Source organism: Streptomyces akebiae (genome assembly GCF_019599145.1).
Lineage (GTDB): Bacteria > Actinomycetota > Actinomycetes > Streptomycetales > Streptomycetaceae > Streptomyces > Streptomyces akebiae.
On record NZ_CP080648.1, the window covers coordinates 134,114 to 152,605 of the forward strand.

Genomic DNA, 18,492 nt, shown 5'->3' on the forward strand with positions numbered 1-18,492 from the left:
GTCCCGCCTGCTGGGAGTCACGCTGATGGCGAATGAAGAAAAGCTGCTCGATCACCTGAAGTTCGTCACGGGTGAGCTCCGGCAGGCGCACCAGCTACTGCGCGAACAGGAGGAGCGGGACTCCGAGCCCATCGCCATCGTGGCCATGGCCTGCCGGTTCCCCGGCGGCGTCCGTACCCCGGAGCAGTTGTGGGAGCTGGTCACCGAGGGCCGCGACGCGATCGGTCCCTTCCCGGCCGACCGGGGCTGGGACCTGGACGCGCTGCGCGACCCCGACCCCGAGCGGCCCGGCGGCAGCTACGCCCACGAGGGCGGATTCCTGCCCGACGCGGCCGAGTTCGACGCCGGGCTCTTCGAGATCTCGCCGCGCGAGGCCGTCGCCATGGACCCGCAGCAGCGGCTGCTCCTGGAGACCTCCTGGGAGGCGTTCGAGCGCGCGGGCATCGACCCGAAGTCGCTGCGCGGCAGCCGGACAGGCGTCTTCGCCGCCACCAACGGGCAGGACTACGCCACCGCGCTCGCCGCCGACCCGGCGGCAGCCGAGGGCTACCTCGCCACCGGGGCCGTCGCGAGCGTGCTGTCCGGCCGTCTTTCGTACGTCTTCGGCCTTGAAGGCCCCGCCCTCACCGTGGACACCGCGTGCTCGGCGTCCCTGGTGGCGCTGCACCTCGCGGTGCAGTCGCTGCGCAGGGGCGAGTGCACCATGGCGCTGGCGGGCGGCGTCACGGTGATGGCCACGCCTGCCGCCTTCGTCGAGTTCAGCCGTCAGCGGGGTCTTGCGGCCGACGGCCGCTGCAAGGCGTTCGGCGACGGTGCCGACGGCACCGGCTGGGGCGAGGGCGTCGGCGTGCTGCTCGTGGAGCGGCTCTCGGACGCCGTGCGCAACGGCCACGACGTGCTGGCCGTGGTGCGTGGCTCGGCCGTCAACCAGGATGGTGCGTCCAACGGGCTCACCGCCCCCAACGGCCCCTCCCAGCAGCGTGTCATCCGCGATGCGCTGGCCTCGGCGGGGCTGACGCCCTCCGACGTGGACCTGGTCGAGGCGCACGGTACGGGTACGCGGCTGGGCGACCCGATCGAGGCGCAGGCGCTGCTCGCGACGTACGGCCGGAACCGTCCCGCCGACAGCCCGCTCTGGCTGGGGTCGGTGAAGTCCAACATCGGGCACACCCAGGCCGCCGCCGGTGTGGCCGGCGTCATCAAGGCGGTCATGGCGCTGCGGAACGGCGTGCTGCCCCGCACCCTGCACGCCGACGAGCCCACCCGGCAGGTGGACTGGTCGGCCGGTGCCGTCCGGCTGCTCACCGAGAACCGACCCTGGTCCGGTCCCGGCCGGACCCGCCGCGCCGCCGTCTCCTCCTTCGGGGTGAGCGGCACCAATGCGCACACGGTGCTGGAGCAGGCCCCCGAAGCCGGTCCCGGCTCCGAGGAGGCCCCGGCCGCGCCGTCGCCCACGGCCGCCGAACCGCCTCTGATCCCGCTCCCGCTCTCCGCCCGCACCCCGCGCGCCCTGCGCGAGCAGGCGGCAGGTCTCCGCGTGCTCCTCACCGAGCAGCCAGACGCACGTCTGGCCGACCTCGGCTACTCGCTGGCCACGACGCGCGCGTCGCTGGCCTCGCGGGCCGTGGTACTGGCGGCAGGGCGTGACGACGCGCTGCGTGCCCTCACCGGACTTGCCGAGGGCACGGTCCCGCCGGAGGCGGAGTCCGGCATGGCGGCCCCCGGCCGCACGGCGTTCCTGTTCTCGGGTCAGGGTGCGCAGCGGGTGGGGATGGGGCGTGAGCTGTACGAGGCGTTCCCGGTGTTCGCGGACGCGTTCGACGCGGTCTGTGCACGCGTGGACCTCGAACGGCCCTTGCGTGACGTCGTGTTCGGGGAGGATGCGGAGCTGCTGGCCCGGACCGCGTACACGCAGCCTGCGCTGTTCGCGGTCGAGGTGGCGTTGTTCCGGCTGGTGGAGTCCTGGGGTGTGACCCCGGACGTGCTGGTGGGTCATTCGATCGGTGAGCTGGCCGCCGCGCATGTGGCCGGGGTGCTGTCCCTGGACGACGCGTGTGCTCTCGTCTCCGCGCGTGGCCGGCTGATGGACGCGTTGCCGTCGGGCGGTGCGATGCTGGCTGTCGAGGCGGCCGAGGACGGGCTGGAGCTGCCCGAGGGCGTGGATCTGGCGGCCGTGAACGGGCCCACCTCCCTGACGGTCTCGGGCGACGCCGACGCGATCGGCACGCTGGAGGAGCGGCTGCGCTCCGAGGGCGTCCGGGTCAAGCGGCTGACCGTCTCGCACGCGTTCCACTCGCACCTGATGGAGCCGATGCTCGACGAGTTCGCGACCGTCGCGGAATCGTTGACGTACAACCCCCCGACCATCCCGGTCCTCGCCACGGCGCCCGGCGACATGACGATGCCGGACTATTGGGTCGGCCAGATCCGCGAGCCCGTCCGCTTCGCCGACGCCGTACGCCAGGCCCACGACGTCGGCGCCACCCGCTTCCTCGAACTCGGCCCCGACGGCACCCTTTCCGCCCTCGTCCCGCACGTCGCCGAGGACGCCACCGCCGTTCCCGCCCTGCGCTCCGGCCGGGACGAGGCCGCGTCGCTGCTGCACGGCATCGCGCGTGCCCACGTGCACGGCGCCCCCGTCGACTGGTCGGCGCCGCTCGCCGCGGCGGGTGCCCGGCGCGTGGAGCTGCCCACGTACCCGTTCGAGCGGCAGGCGTACTGGCCGAGCGCCCGGATCGGTTCCGGGGACCTGACGTCCGTCGGGCTCGGCGCGGCGGGTCACCCCCTGCTGGGCGCCGCCGTGTCGCTGGCCGCCGGCGGAGGAGTGCTGCTCACGGGTCGGCTCAACGCCGCCACGCACGGCTGGCTCACCGACCACACGATCCACGGGAATGTGCTCGTCCCGGGCACCGCGTTCGTCGAACTCGCCTGGCAGGCCGGGGAGTACGTCGGCTGCGGGACCGTGGAGGACCTCACCCTCGCCGTACCGCTCGTGCTGCCCGCCCTGGGCGGCGTGCAGATCCAGGTCAGCGCCGGGGCGGAGAACGAGGACGGTACCCGCCGCCTGGAGATCCACTCGCGTCTCGACGGCGAGGAGGAGTGGACCGGCAACGCCGTCGGCGTGCTCACCGCCTCCGCCGCCGACCCGGCCGGCGCGGCGCAGGTGTGGCCGCCGGAGGCCGAGCCGGTGGACCTCGACGACTTCTACGCTCGGGCCGCCCAGGCCGGTTTCGCCTACGGCCCCGTCTTCCAGGGACTGAAGGCCGCCTGGCGGGCGGGCGACGAGCTGTACGCCGAGGTGGAGCTGCCGGACCCGGCCCATCGCGAGGCGGGCCGCTGCGGACTGCACCCCGCCCTGCTCGACGCGGCGCTGCACCTGACCGGCCTCGACCCGGAGCGGGCCGGGCTGCCCTTCGCGTGGGAGGGCGCCACCCTGCACGCGACCGGCGCCACCAGCGCTCGTGTCCACCTGGCACCCGCCGGGGCGGACGCCTGGACGCTGCGGATCAGCGACCCCGAGGGCGGCCCCGTCGCCACCGTCGAGTCGCTCACCCTGCGGGCCGCGACCGCCGTCGGCCCGCGCCACGACGACGCGCTGTTCACCCTCGACTGGACGACCGTACCCACGCCGGAACGGCGGGGCTCGCTCGCCACGGCCGCCGACGGACTCGGCATCTTCCTGGCCGGGTTCTCCGGCGCGGCACCCGACGTCGTCGCGTGGCCCCTGGCCGACGCGGACACCGACACCGCCGTCACCGAGGTCCTGGCCGGCCTCCAGGCGTGGCTGGCCGACGAACGGTTCGCCGCGTCCCGTCTGGTGCTGGTCACCCGCTCCGCCGTGGCCGCCGCGACCGGTGACGACGTCACCGGTCTGTCCGGAGCGGCCGCCGGCGGACTCGTACGCTCCGCGCAGGCCGAGCACCCCGACCGGTTCGTGCTGCTCGACACCGACACGACCCCCGACGACGACCTGCTCGCCGTGCTCGCGTACGGCGACGAACCCTGGCTCGCCCTGCGCAACGGCACGCTGCTCGCCCCCCGGCTGGCCCGCGCGTCGGCATCCGGCACCCTCGCCGTGCCCGACACGGAAGCGTGGCGGCTCACCGCCGACCGCGCCTCCGGCTCCCTGCGCGACCTGGCCCTCACCCCCGCTCCCGAGACGACCGCGGAATTGGCGCCGGGCGAGGTACGGATCGCGGTCCGTGCGGCCGGCGTCAACTTCCGCGACGTGCTGATCGCGCTCGGCCAGTACCCGGACCCCACGGCCCTGATGGGGTCGGAGGGCGCGGGGACCGTGGTCGAGGTCGGCTCCGACGTCACGGATCTCGCGCCGGGCGACCGCGTCTTCGGCCTGTTCGCCGGCGGCTTCGGTCCGCTCGCGGTGGTGGACCGGCGGATGGTGGCGCCGGTGCCGCAGGGGTGGACCTTCACGGACGCGGCCACGGTGCCGATGGCCTTCCTGACGGCGTACTACGCGCTGGTGGACCTCGCGGGACTCGCGCCCGGCGAGTCGGTGCTGATCCACGCCGCCGCCGGCGGCGTGGGGATGGCCGCCGTGCAGATCGCGCGGCATCTGGGCGCGGAAGTGTACGGAACGGCCTCGCCCGCGAAGTGGTCGGCGACCGGCCTGGACTCCGCACACCTCGCCTCCTCGCGTGACCTGGGCTTCGAGGCGGCCTTCGCCGAGCGCACCGCAGGGCGCGGTGTCGACGTCGTCCTCAACGCGCTTGCCGCCGAGTTCATCGACGCCTCGGCGCGCCTGCTCGCCCCCGGCGGCCGTTTCGTGGAGATGGGCAAGGCGGACCTGCGCGACCCGGACTCGTTCGGCGACCGCACCTACCGCGCCTTCGACCTCGGCGAGGCGGGACCGGACCGGCTCCAGGAGATGCTGCGGGAGGTCCTGGAGCTGTTCCGCACGGGCCGCCTCACGCTGCTGCCCGCGCGGACCTGGGACGTCCGGCAGGCTGAAGAGGTCTTCCGGTACGTCGGTGCGGGCCGGCACGTCGGCAAGAACGTCCTGACGCTGCCGCGCGCCCTCGACCCGGACGGCACGGTCCTGATCACCGGCGGCACCGGTGTGCTCGGGCAGCGACTGGCCCGCCACCTGGTCGAGCACCGGGGCGTACGGCACCTGGTGCTCGTGAGCCGGAGCGGACCCGCCGCGCCGGGCGTCCGGGAACTCACGGAGGAACTGGGCGCGCTCGGCGCACAGGTACGGGTCGCGGCCTGCGACATCACCGACCGGGAGGCGCTGGCCGCGCTCCTGGGCACCCTCCCCGCCCAGCACCCGCTCACCGGAGTCGTGCACGCGGCCGGCGTCGCCGACGACGGTGTCATCGAGGCACTGACGCCCGAGCGGATCACCGGCGTACTGCGCCCCAAGGCCCGCGCCGCGCTCGCCCTGCACGAGCTGACGGCCGGCCACGACCTGGCCCTGTTCACCCTCTACGCCTCGGCGTCCTCGGCCTTCGGCTCCCCGGGCCAGGCCAACTACGCCGCCGCCAACGCCTTCCTGGAGGCGCTGGCCCAGCATCGCCGTACCCGCGGACTCGCCGCGACCGCGCTCGGCTGGGGCCTGTGGGCGGAGGAGAGCGCCATCAGCGGCGGCCTCGACGCCACCGGTGTCGCCCGCGCGACCCGCGTCGGCGGCGCGCTCGCCACCGACGAGGGGCTCGCCCTCTTCGACACGGCCCACGACACGGGTCTGCCGTACCTGCTCCCTCTGCGCTTCGACCTGTCCACCGCCCGGACGCTGCGGCCCGTGCCCGCGCTGCTCCGCGGCCTGGTGCGCGCCCCCGCGCGCCGCATCGCCGGTACGGTCACCGGCGGTTCGGGGCTCGCCGAACGCCTCGCCGCGCTCCCCGCCGCCGAACAGCACCGCCTGCTCACCGGCCTCGTACGCGCCGAGGCCGCCGCCGTCCTCGGCCACGCCGGCGTGGACTCGGTCGCCCCGGACCGGGTGTTCAAGGAACTCGGCTTCGACTCGCTGACCTCCGTCGAACTGCGCAACCGTGTCAACGCGGCCACCGGGCTGCGCCTGCCCGCCGGCCTCGTCTTCGACTTCCCCACCCCGGCCGCCCTCGCCGCCCACTTGCGGGAGCTGCTCGCCGGAGGCGGGACCGCCACCGTCGCCACCGCCGCGGCCCCGGCCGACGAGCCCATCGCCGTCGTAGGGATGGCCTGCCGCTTCCCCGGCGGCGTGCGCTCGCCCGAGGACCTGTGGCGGCTGGTCTCCGAAGGCGGCGACGCCACCGGGCCGTTCCCCACCGACCGCGGCTGGGAGCTGGAGACGCTGTACGACCCCGACCCCGACCGCGTCGGCACCACCTACGCCCGCGCCGGCGGATTCCTGTCCGACGCCGCCGAGTTCGACGCGGGCCTCTTCGACATCTCGCCGCGCGAGGCGCTGGCGATGGACCCGCAGCAGCGCCTGCTCCTGGAGACCTCCTGGGAGACCTTCGAGCACGCGGGCATCGACCCGCACGTCATGCGCGGCAGCCAGGCAGGCGTCTTCGTCGGAGCCGCCTCGTCCGGCTACGGAGTGGGCGTACGCCTGCCCGAAGGGGTCGAGGGCCACTTCCTCACCGGCAGCTCCACCAGTGTCGCCTCGGGGCGCCTCGCGTACACGTACGGCCTCGAGGGCCCGGCCGTCACCGTCGACACGGCGTGCTCGTCGTCGCTGGTCGCCCTGCACCTGGCCGTGCAGTCGCTGCGCAACGGCGAGTGCACCATGGCGCTGGCCGGCGGCGTGAGCCTGATGGCGACGCCGGCGATCTTCACCGAGTTCTCCCGCCAGCGCGGTCTGTCCGCCGACGGACGGTGCAAGTCGTTCTCGGCGGACGCGGACGGCACCGGCTGGTCCGAGGGCGTCGGCATGCTGCTCGTGGAGCGGCTCTCCGACGCCGTGCGCAACGGGCACCAGGTGCTGGCCGTGGTCCGCGGCTCGGCCGTCAACCAGGACGGTGCGTCCAACGGGCTCACCGCCCCCAACGGCCTGGCGCAGCAGCGGGTGATCCGGGCCGCGCTGGCGTCGGCGGGCCTTGAGCCCTCCGACGTGGACGCGGTCGAGGCGCACGGTACGGGCACCAAGCTCGGCGACCCGATCGAGGCCGGGGCGCTGCTGGCGACGTACGGGCAGGACCGCGACGAGCCCCTGTACCTGGGGTCGTTGAAGTCGAACATCGGGCACACCCAGGCCGCAGCGGGCGTCGGCGGCATCATCAAGACGATCGAGGCGCTGCGCCATGGCGTGCTGCCCCGCACCCTGCACGTGGACGAGCCGACGCCGCACGTGGACTGGTCGGCCGGCAGCATGGCGTTGCTGACCGAGGCACACCCCTGGCCGTCGGCCGGGCGGCCCCGGCGCGCGGGTGTCTCCTCCTTCGGCGTGAGCGGCACCAACGCGCACGTCATCATCGAGCAGGCGCCCGACCGGACTGAGCCGGCCGCGGCGCCCGCCGTGTCCGAGCCCACGCATCCGGTGCTGGTGAGGGTGTCGGCGCGGTCCGCAGCCGCGCTCACGGGCCAGGCGGCCCGGCTGCTCGACCTGCTGGAGCGCGACGAGACACTGCGCCCCGTCGACCTGGCCCACTCCCTGGCCGTGTCCCGGCCCGCCCTGGACCACCGCGCCACGCTGGTGGCCGCCGACCGCGCGGAACTCGTCGCAGAGCTGACGGCGCTGGCCGCGGGCGAGGCGCCGACGGACGCCGTACGCGGTGGCCGTGCCGCCTTCCTGTTCTCCGGTCAGGGTGCGCAGCGGGTCGGTATGGGGCGTGAACTGTACGAGGCGTTCCCGGTGTTCGCGGACGCGTTTGACGCGGTGTGTGCGCGGGTGGATCTGGAACGGCCTTTGCGGGATGTGGTGTTCGGGGAGGATGCGGAGCTGCTGGCCCGGACGGTGTACGCGCAGCCTGCGCTGTTCGCGGTCGAGGTGGCGTTGTTCCGGCTGGTGGAGTCCTGGGGTGTGACCCCGGATGTGCTGGTGGGTCATTCGATCGGTGAGCTGGCTGCCGCACATGTGGCCGGGGTGCTGTCCCTGGACGACGCCTGTGTCCTGGTCTCGGCGCGTGGCCGGCTGATGGACGCGTTGCCGTCGGGCGGTGCGATGCTGGCCGTGGAGGTGGCCGAGGACGGGCTGGAGCTGCCCGAGGGCGTGGATCTGGCGGCCGTGAACGGGCCCATGTCGGTGACCGTTTCCGGTGACGTCGATGCGATCGGCGCGCTGGAGGAGCGGCTCCGGGCTGAGAACGTACGGGTGAAGCGGCTGACCGTCTCCCATGCGTTCCACTCGCATCTGATGGAGCCGATGCTCGACGAGTTCGCGACCGTCGCGGAATCGTTGACGTACCATCCCCCGACGGTCCCCGTCGTCACCACGGCGCCCGGCGACCTGGCGACCCCGGACTACTGGGTCGGCCAGATCCGCGAGCCCGTCCGCTTCGCCGACGCGATCGCCTCCCTCACCGACATCTGGACCTACCTCGAACTCGGCCCGGACACCACCCTGTCCGCTCTCGTCCCGCACATCGCCGAGGACGCGACCGCCGTCGCCGCGCTGCGCTCCGGGCAGGACGAGGCCGCGAGCCTGCTGCGCGCCGTCGCCCGCCTGCACAGTCACGGCGCACACGTCGAACTCACTCGCCTCACCGCAGGCGGCCGACTGGTCGGACTGCCCTCGTACGCCTTCCAACGCGAGCGCTACTGGCTCGACGCCACGCCCGCCCGTGCCGCGACCGAGGCGACCGGCGAGGCCGAGGAGCGGTTCTGGAGCGCCATCGACGCGGCCGACCGGGGCGCGGTGGCCGCCGCGCTCGACCTGGACGACGACGACACGGGCCTCGACACCGTGCTGCCCGCCCTCACCGCCTGGCGCCGGGAGAGCCGCAAGCGCTCCGTGGTGGACTCCTGGCGGTACCGCACCGCCTGGACGCCGCTGGAGAGCGGGCCCGAGACCGCGCTCACCGGCACCTGGCTGCTTGTGGGCGAACCCCAGCCCGACGTGGCCGACGCGCTGCGTGCCGCCGGCGCCGACGTCGCCGAGTGCGCGCCCTCCGACGTCCGTCCCGAGCTGCTCCTCGCCGACGACCTGGCCGGAGTCCTGGCCCTGCGTCCCGACGCGGGCGACCTGCTCGCCCTCCTCCACGCCTTCGACCGGGCAGGCGGCACCGTGCGCTGCTGGGCCGCCACCCGGGGCGCCGTCTCCACCGGGCGCCTCGACCCGCTCACCGACCCCGCCGCCGCCCAGATCTGGGGTCTCGGCCGGGTCGCCGCGCTGGAACACCCCGACCGCTGGGGCGGACTCCTCGACCTTCCCGAGACGCTGGACCGCCGGGCGGGCGCCCGACTGGCCGCCGTCCTGGCCGGCATCGGCGTCGAGGACCAGCTCGCGATCCGCGACACCGGCGTCTTCGCCCGCCGTCTGCGCCACGCCGCACCCGAGCCGGCCGCCGCGCCCTGGAGGCCGGACGGCACCGTTCTCATCACCGGTGGCACCGGCGCCCTGGGCTCCTACCTTGCCCGTACGCTCGCCGCGCGCGGCACCCCGTACCTGATCCTGACCAGTCGCCGGGGGCCCGACGCCCCCGGCGCGGCCGACCTCGTGGAGGAGCTGGCCCGGTCGGGCGCGACCGCCTCGGTGGTGGCCTGCGACGCCGCCGACCGTGACGCCCTGGCCGCCGTGCTCGCCGACGTACCCGACGCCCACCCGCTCACCGCGGTGGTGCACGCGGCGGGCGTCAGCGACGACATCGCCCTCACGGAGCTGACCGAGGAGCGCCTCGGCGCCGTGCTGCGCGCCAAGGCCGACGCCGCGCACGTCCTCGACGAGCTCACCGCCGAACTCGGCTCGCTCACCGCGTTCGTCACCTACGCGTCCATCGCCGGCGTCTGGGGCAGTGGCGGGCAGGCCGCGTACGCCGCGGCCAACGCCCACCTCGACGCGCTGGCCGAGCGCCGCCGCGCCGCCGGGCTGCCCGCCACCTCGGTGGCGTGGGGCCCCTGGGCCGAGGCCGGCATGGCCGCGAGCGACGAGGCGGTCACCCACCTGCGCCGTCGCGGCCTGCGACCGCTCGACCCCGAGCTGGCCGTCACCGCCCTGGACCGGGCCGTCGCCTCCGGTGACGCGTGCGTGACCGTCGCCGACGTGGAGTGGGAACGGTTCGCCGCCACCTTCACCGCCACCCGGCCGAGCCCGCTGCTGACGGAGCTTCCCGAGGTGGGGGACACCGCCGCCACTCCCGCGCCCGCCGCCGGTGCGGCACTGCGCGACCGGCTCAGCGCGCTGCCCGCCGCCGAACGCGAGCGAGTCCTGCTCGACCTCGTGACCACGACCGTCGCCGGCGTCCTGGGTCACCGTGACCGCGCCGCCGTCGACCCGTCGGCGGCCTTCCGCGACCTCGGTCTCGACTCGCTGACCGCCGTCGAACTGCGCGACCGGCTCGCCGCGGCCACCGGCCTGCCGCTGCCCGCCGCCCTGGCCTTCGACCACCCCACCGCGCTGCTGCTCGCCGCCCATGTCCGTGGCGCGCTGCTCGGCGGCACGGACACGGCATCGGTCCACGGCTCCCGGACCGTGTCCACCGACGAGCCCCTCGCCATCGTCGCCATGGGCACCCGGCTGCCCGGCGGCGTGCGCTCGCCCGAGGACCTGTGGCAGCTGGTCGCCCAGGGACGCGACGGCATCTCCGGCTTCCCGACGGACCGCGGCTGGCAGCTGGACGGCCTCGGCCACACGACCGAGGGCGGATTCCTGTACGACGCCGCCGAGTTCGACGCCGAACTCTTCGGCATCTCGCCGCGCGAGGCGCTCGCCATGGACCCGCAGCAGCGGCTGCTGCTCGAGACCTCGTGGGAGACGTTCGAACGGGCCGGCATCGACCCGACCTCGCTGCGCGGCAGCCATGCGGGCGTCTTCGTCGGCGCCTCCCACAGCGGATACGGCACCGGCACCACCCCGCCCGAGGAGGTCGGCGGGCACCTGCTCACCGGCACCTCCAACAGCGTGCTGTCCGGACGCCTCGCGTACACGTACGGGCTCGAGGGCCCGGCGCTCACCGTGGACACCGCCTGCTCGTCGTCGCTGGTCGCGCTGCACCTGGCCGCGCGGGCCCTGCGCACCGGCGAGTGCGACCTGGCCGTGGTGGGCGGCGTCGCCGTCATGCCCACGCTGGCGGGCTTCAGCGAGTTCGCCAAGCAGGACGGCCTCGCGGCCGACGGTCGCTGCAAGTCCTTCGCGTCCGCGGCCGACGGCACGGGCTGGTCCGAGGGCGTCGCGGTCCTCCTAGTGGAGCGGCTCTCCGACGCCGTGCGCAACGGCCACGAGGTCCTGGCCCTGGTGCGCGGCTCGGCCGTCAACCAGGACGGCGCGTCCAACGGCCTCACGGCCCCCAACGGCCCCGCCCAGCAGCGCGTGATCCGGGCCGCGCTGGCGTCGGCGGGCCTTGAGCCCTCCGACGTGGACGCGGTCGAGGCGCACGGTACGGGCACCAAGCTCGGCGACCCGATCGAGGCGCAGGCACTCCTCGCCACGTACGGGCAGGACCGGGAACCGGAACGGCCGCTGTGGCTCGGCTCGTTGAAGTCCAACATCGGGCACACCCAGGCCGCCGCCGGGCTGGCCGGCGTCGTCAAGATGGTCATGGCGCTGCGCCACGCCGAACTGCCCCGCACCCTGCACGTGGACGAGCCGACGCCGCACGTGGACTGGTCGGCCGGCACGGTCGCCCTGCTCACCGAGCACAGCCCGTGGCCGCAGGCGGACCGCCCGCGCCGGGCGGGTGTGTCGTCGTTCGGCATCAGCGGCACCAACGCACACGTCGTCATCGAACAGGCGCCGGACACGGTGCCCGGCACCGAGCCGGACTCGGTGCCGGGCGGTGTGCCCGCGCCGGTCCCCGTCCCGCCGGTACTCGCCTGGCCGGTGTCCGGCCGGACGGCCGACGCACTGCGCGCTCAGGCGGACCGGCTGCGTCAGGCACTCGACGAGCGTCCCGAGGCCGACCTCGTCGGCCACGCCCGCGCCCTGGCCGCCGGTCGGGCGGCCCTCGATCAGCGTGCCGTCGTGGTCGGCTCCGGCCGGGACGACCTCCTCGCGGGCCTCACGGCCCTCGCGGAGGACCGCACGACCCCGGCCGTCGTCCGGGGCACGAACGCCTTCGGCCGTGCCGCCTTCCTGTTCTCGGGTCAGGGTGCGCAGCGGGTCGGTATGGGGCGTGAGCTGTACGAGGCGTTCCCGGTGTTCGCGGACGCGTTCGACGCGGTGTGTGCGCGGGTGGATCTCGAACGGCCTTTGCGTGAGGTGGTGTTCGGGGAGGATGCGGAGCTTCTGGCCCGGACGGTGTATGCGCAGCCTGCGCTGTTCGCGGTCGAGGTGGCGTTGTTCCGGCTGGTGGAGTCCTGGGGTGTGGCTCCGGACGTGCTGGTGGGTCATTCGATCGGTGAGCTGGCTGCCGCGCACTGCGCCGGGGTGCTGTCCCTGGACGACGCGTGTGCTCTCGTCTCGGCGCGTGGCCGGCTGATGGACGCGTTGCCGTCGGGCGGTGCGATGCTGGCCGTGGAGGCGGCCGAGGACGGGCTGGAGCTGCCCGAGGGCGTGGATCTGGCGGCCGTGAACGGGCCCATGTCGGTGACCGTTTCCGGTGACGCCGACGCGATCGGCGCGCTGGAGGAGCGGCTGCGCTCCGAGGGCGTACGCGTCAAGCGGCTGGCCGTCTCGCACGCGTTCCACTCGCACCTGATGGAGCCGATGCTCGACGAGTTCGCCGCCGTCGCGGAATCGTTGACGTACAACCCCCCGACGATCTCCGTCGTCACCACGGCGCCCGGCGACATGACGACGCCGGACTACTGGGTCGGCCAGATCCGCGAGCCCGTCCGCTTCGCCGACGCCGTACGCCAGGCCGCGGACGCCGGCGCCGACGTCTTCCTGGAGCTGGGCCCCGACGGGACCCTCACCGGGGCCACCCTGCGCTGCCTCGACGGGCGTCCCGTCGTGGCTACGCCCGCACAGCGCACCGAGACCTCCGAGCCCGAGGCGCTGCTGTGCGCCGTGTCGGCGCTGCACGTCAACGGCGTGTCCGTGGACCTGTCCGCCCTCGTACCCGCCGGTGCCGTACGGGCCGACGGCCTGCCCACCTACGCGTTCCAGCGGCGCCGCTTCTGGATCGACCCCACTCCGCAGCCCGCGGCCGGGGCCGATGCGGTGGAGAGCCGATTCTGGGAGGCCATCGAGCGGCAGGACGCCGTCGAGGTCGCCCGGACCCTCGGCCTCGACGCCGACACCCTCGACGCCGTCCTGCCCGCGATGTCCGCCTGGCGCGGCGGACGGCGCGAGCGGGCCGTGCTCGACTCGTGGCGCTACCGCGCCGTCTGGCAGCCGCTGCCCGAGCGGACCGCCCTGCCCACCGGCACATGGCTGGTGCTCACCGCCGACGGCTCGGTCCCCGACGACCTCGCCGAAGCGTTCTCCGGCCGCCTCATCGGCGCCCGGTTCGACGCCGCACTCGAGGCCTTCACCGATGTCGCGGGAGTGGTCTGCCTTCCCTCGGCCCCGGACGACGTGCTGCCTCTCTTCCGTGCCGAACTCCCCGCCCCGCTGTGGGTGCTGACGCGCGGCAGTGTCGCGGTGGGCCGTGCCGACCGGCTCACCGACCCCTCGGGCGCCCTGCTGTGGGGCCTGGGCCGCGTCGCCGCCCTCGAACGTCCCCGCGGCTGGGCGGGGCTGATCGACCTGCCCGCCGCGCTGGACCGCCGTGCCGCCGCCCGGCTCCTCGCCGTCCTCACCCACGCGTCGGGCGAGGACCAGGTGGCGATACGGGAATCCGGCGTGCTGGCCCGGCGGCTGCGCCGGGCCCCGCTGACCGACTCAGCGTCCGGCGCCACCGAGCCCTGGCGTCCGTCGGGGACCGTGCTGGTCACCGGCGGTACCGGCGGTCTCGGCGCCCGCGTGGCCCACTGGCTGGCGGACCGCGGGGCCCGCGACCTGGTGCTGACCAGCCGTCGCGGACCCGACGCGCCGGGCGCGGCCGACCTGGTCGCCGCGCTGGCGGAGCGCGGCGTACGGGCCGAGGCCGTCAGCTGCGACGTGGCCGACCGCGACTCCCTGGCCGCAACTCTGGCCGCGCACCCCGTCACAGCCGTGATCCACACCGCGGGCGTGAACGGGACGCAGCCGCTGGAGACCGTCACCGGCGAGGAGTTCGCCGAGGTCCTGCGGGCCAAGGTGGCGGGCGCGACCCATCTGCACGACCTGCTCGCCGACGCCGACCTCGACGCGTTCGTGCTGTTCTCGTCGATCGCCGGAGTCTGGGGCAGCGGCGGCCAGCCCGCGTACGCGGCGGCCAACGCCTACCTGGACGCCCTGGCCGAACACCGCCACGGCCTGGGACTGCCCGCCACCTCGGTGGCCTGGGGCCCCTGGGCCGAGTCCGGCATGCTCGTGGACGCCGAGGCCGAAGAGGCCCTGCGCCGCCGCGGCCTGAACGCCCTGCGCCCCGACCGTGCGCTGGCCGCACTCGGGGACGCCGTCGACGCGGGCGACACCTGCGTCACCGTCGCGGACGTCGACTGGAGCCGCTTCGGCGCCGCCTTCACCAGCGGCCGCCCGAGCCCGCTCCTTGAGGAGTTCGTCGCGGCGCCCGACCAGGAGACCACCACCGGCGCCGCGACCGAGTTCACCGCCCGGCTGCAGGCCGCGCCGCCCACCGAGCGGATCCGGCAGCTGACCGACCTGGTCCGCGCCGAGGCCGCCGCCGCGCTCGGCCACCGTTCCGCCGAGGACGTCGCCGCGCAGCGGGCGTTCGCCGATCTGGGCTTCGACTCGCTGACCTCCGTCGAGCTCCGCAACCGCGTCAACGCGGCCACCGGGCTGCGGCTGCCCGCCGGCATCGCCTTCGACCACCCCACGGCCGCCTCCCTCGCCGCCCGCCTCGCCGAGCTGCTCGGCGAGCCCGCCGACCCGGCATCGTTCGCGGCCGAAGCCCGCGGCACGGTCGCCGCCGGCGACGACCCGGTGGTCATCGTGTCCATGGCCTGCCGCTTCCCCGGCGGGGTGACCGACCCCGAGACCATGTGGAAGCTGGTCACCGAGGAACGCGACGCCGTCCGGGCCTTCCCCACGGACCGGGGCTGGGACCTGGAAGCGCTCGCCGCCGGGGACGGCCCCGGCACCTCGTACGTCGACGAAGGAGCGTTCCTCGACGACGTGGGCCGCTTCGATGCCACCCTGTTCGGCATCTCGCCGCGCGAGGCGCTGGCGATGGACCCCCAGCAGCGGCTCCTCCTGGAGACCTCCTGGGAGACCCTGGAACGCGCCGGAATCGACCCGCACGCGCTGCGCGGCAGCCGCACCGGCGTCTTCGCCGGCACCAACGGCCAGGACTACACCCGGCTCACCCTCGCCGACTCCGGCGAACTGGAGGGTCACGTAGCCACCGGCGGCTCCGCGAGCATCCTGTCCGGCCGCGTCGCCTACGCCTTCGGGCTCGAGGGCCCGGCGGTGACCGTGGACACCGCGTGCTCGTCGTCGCTGGTCGCCCTGCACCTGGCCGCGCAGTCGCTGCGCAACGGCGAATGCGACCTCGCGCTGGCCGGCGGTGTGACCGTGATGGCCACCCCCGGTGCCTTCGTGGAGTTCAGCCGACAGCAGGGGCTGGCCGCCGACGGCCGCTGCAAGCCCTTCTCCGACGCGGCCGACGGCACCGGCTGGGGCGAAGGGATCGGCCTGCTGCTGGTGGAGCGGCTGTCCGACGCACGCCGCCACGGCCACCCGGTACTCGCCGTGGTCGCCGGCTCCGCGACGAACTCGGACGGCGCGTCCAACGGCCTCACGGCCCCGAACGGCCCGTCGCAGCAGCGGGTCATCCGCGCCGCGCTGGCGTCCGCGGGACTCGAGCCGGCGGACGTGGACGCGGTGGAGGCGCACGGTACCGGCACCAAGCTCGGCGACCCGATCGAGGCGGAGGCGCTGCTGGCCACGTACGGCCAGGGCCGGGACGCCGAGCGGCCGCTGTACCTGGGGTCGGTGAAGTCCAACATCGGCCACACCCAGGCCGCTTCGGGCGTCGCGGGAGTCATCAAGATGGTCGAGGCGATGCGCCACGACCTGCTGCCCGCGTCCCTGCACGCCGACCGTCCCGCGTCGAGCGTCGACTGGTCGACCGGAGCGGTGGAACTGCTCGACCGCCCCCGACCGTGGTTCCGGTCCGGACGACCGCGCCGGGCGGGCGTCTCGTCGTTCGGCATCAGCGGCACCAACGCCCACGTCGTCCTGGCAGAGCCGCCCCCGGAGGAGCCGGAGCAGACCGAGGCCGCCGCGGCCCCGCAGCCGGAGCCGGCCGTCGTGCCGTGGCCGTTGTCCGGGCACACCGCCGATGCGCTGGCCGCGCAGGCCGGCCGACTGCTCGGCGCGCCGGACGCGCGACCCGCGGACATCGGCCACACCCTGGCGACCGGCCGGGCCGCGCTCGTCCACCGCGCTGTGGTGCTGGCGCACGACCCGGAGCAGGCGGCGCAGGCGCTGACCGCCCTCGCCGAGGGCCGCCCGAACCCCGCAGTCGTCCGAGGCACGGCACGTGAGGGCCGGACCGGGTTCCTGTTCTCGGGTCAGGGTGCGCAGCGGGTCGGTATGGGCCGTGAGTTGTACGAGGCGTTCCCGGTGTTCGCCGACGCCTTCGACGCGGTGTGCGCGCGGGTCGACCTCGAACGACCCTTGCGAGACGTGGTGTTCGAGGACGGCGAGGCACTGGACCGGACGGTCTACACGCAGGCGGGGCTGTTCGCGGTCGAGGTGGCGTTGTTCCGGCTGGTGGAGTCCTGGGGTGTGACCCCGGACGTGCTGGTGGGTCATTCGATCGGTGAGCTGGCTGCCGCGCACTGCGCCGGGGTGCTGTCCCTGGACGACGCGTGCCGTTTGGTGTCGGCGCGTGGTCGTTTGATGGACGCGCTGCCGTCGGGCGGTGCGATGCTGGCCGTGGAGACGGCCGAGGACGGGCTGGAGCTGCCCGAGGGCGTGGACCTGGCGGCCGTGAACGGCCCCACCTCGGTGACGGTTTCCGGTGACGCCGACGCGATCGGCGCGCTGGAGGAGCGGCTCCGGGCAGAGAACGTACGCGTCAAGCGACTGACCGTCTCCCACGCGTTCCACTCGCATCTGATGGAGCCGATGCTCGACGAGTTCGCGACCGTCGCGGAATCGTTGACGTACCACGCCCCGACGGTCCCGGTCGTCGCCACGGCGCCCGGAGACCTGGCGACCCCGGACTACTGGGTCGGCCAGATCCGTGAGCCCGTCCGCTTCGCGGACGCGGTCGCCCCTCTCACCGACGTGCGGGTCTTCCTCGAACTCGGGCCGGACGGGGTGCTGTCCGCGCTCGTTCCGTACCTGCACGACAGCACGCCCGCCGTCCCCCTGCTGCGTCGTGACCGGGACGACACCGAGTCCGTGCTCACCGCCCTGGCCCACGTGCACACCGCCGGCGCCACGCCCGACTGGGCCGCCGTGTACGCACCCTGGACCCCCCGGCGCATCGACCTGCCCACGTACGCCTTCCAGGGCGAGGACTACTGGCTGCATCCCCGCCCCGGCGCCGGTGACCTCGGTGCCGCCGGGATGCGCGCCGGCGGGCACCCGCTGCTGCGGGCCGAGATGTCTCCGGCCGTCGGCGGCGGACTGCTGCTCTCCGGCCGACTCTCCGCCGCCGCCCAGCCCTGGCTGGCCGACCACGTCGTGCACGACAGCATCGTGCTGCCCGGCACCGCGTTCGTCGAGCTGGCCCTGCACGCGGGCGCGTCCGCCGGGCTCGTACGGCTCGACGAACTGACCCTGCACACCCCGCTCGTGCTTCCCGAGCGCGGCGGAGTACAGGTACAGGTGCGGGTCGCGGCCGACGGCGCGGTCGACGTCCATGCGCGGTCCGAGTCCGACGAGGACGACCCGTGGACCCTGCACGCGAGCGGTCTGCTCACCGGCGAGGAGCTCCCGCTCCCGGCCGATTCCGCGGCCGAGCCGCCCGCCGACGCGGAGCCGGTCGTCCTCGACGCCCACTACTCCGCGCTGTCGGACGCCGGGCTGGCCTACGGCCCCGCCTTCCAGGGCCTGCGAGCCGCCTGGCGGTCCGGCGAGACGCTGTACGCCGAGGTCGCCCTGCCCGGGAAGGGCGCGGCGGCCGGGTACGCCCTCCACCCGGCCCTGTTCGACGCCGCGCTCCAGGCGCTCGCCGCCGGTCCGCTCGGTGAGGACGGGGCGGCCCGGGTGCCGTTCGCCTTCAGAGGCGTCTCCCTGTACTCCCCGGGCGCCACGGTGCTTCGGGTCCGCCTGGCACCGGCCGGCGGGGACGCGGTGTCGGTGGCCGCCTTCGACGAGTCGGGCATGCCGGTGCTGACGGCCGACGCGCTGACCTTGCGCACCCTCGGCGGACCGACCGCACCGACCGCCGACCCGCTGTACGAGGTGGCGTGGACGCCGCTCGGCGCGGCGGAGACTCCGGCCGAGAACCC

1 pseudogene is annotated in these 18,492 nt (G+C 74.9%); it reads left to right on the forward strand.

Annotated features, from left to right (window positions below):
• Window positions 1–55: 55 nt before the first annotated feature.
• A pseudogene (locus tag K1J60_RS47460) lies at window positions 56–18,397 on the forward strand (type I polyketide synthase); the annotation flags it as partial.
• Window positions 18,398–18,492: the final 95 nt, after the last annotated feature.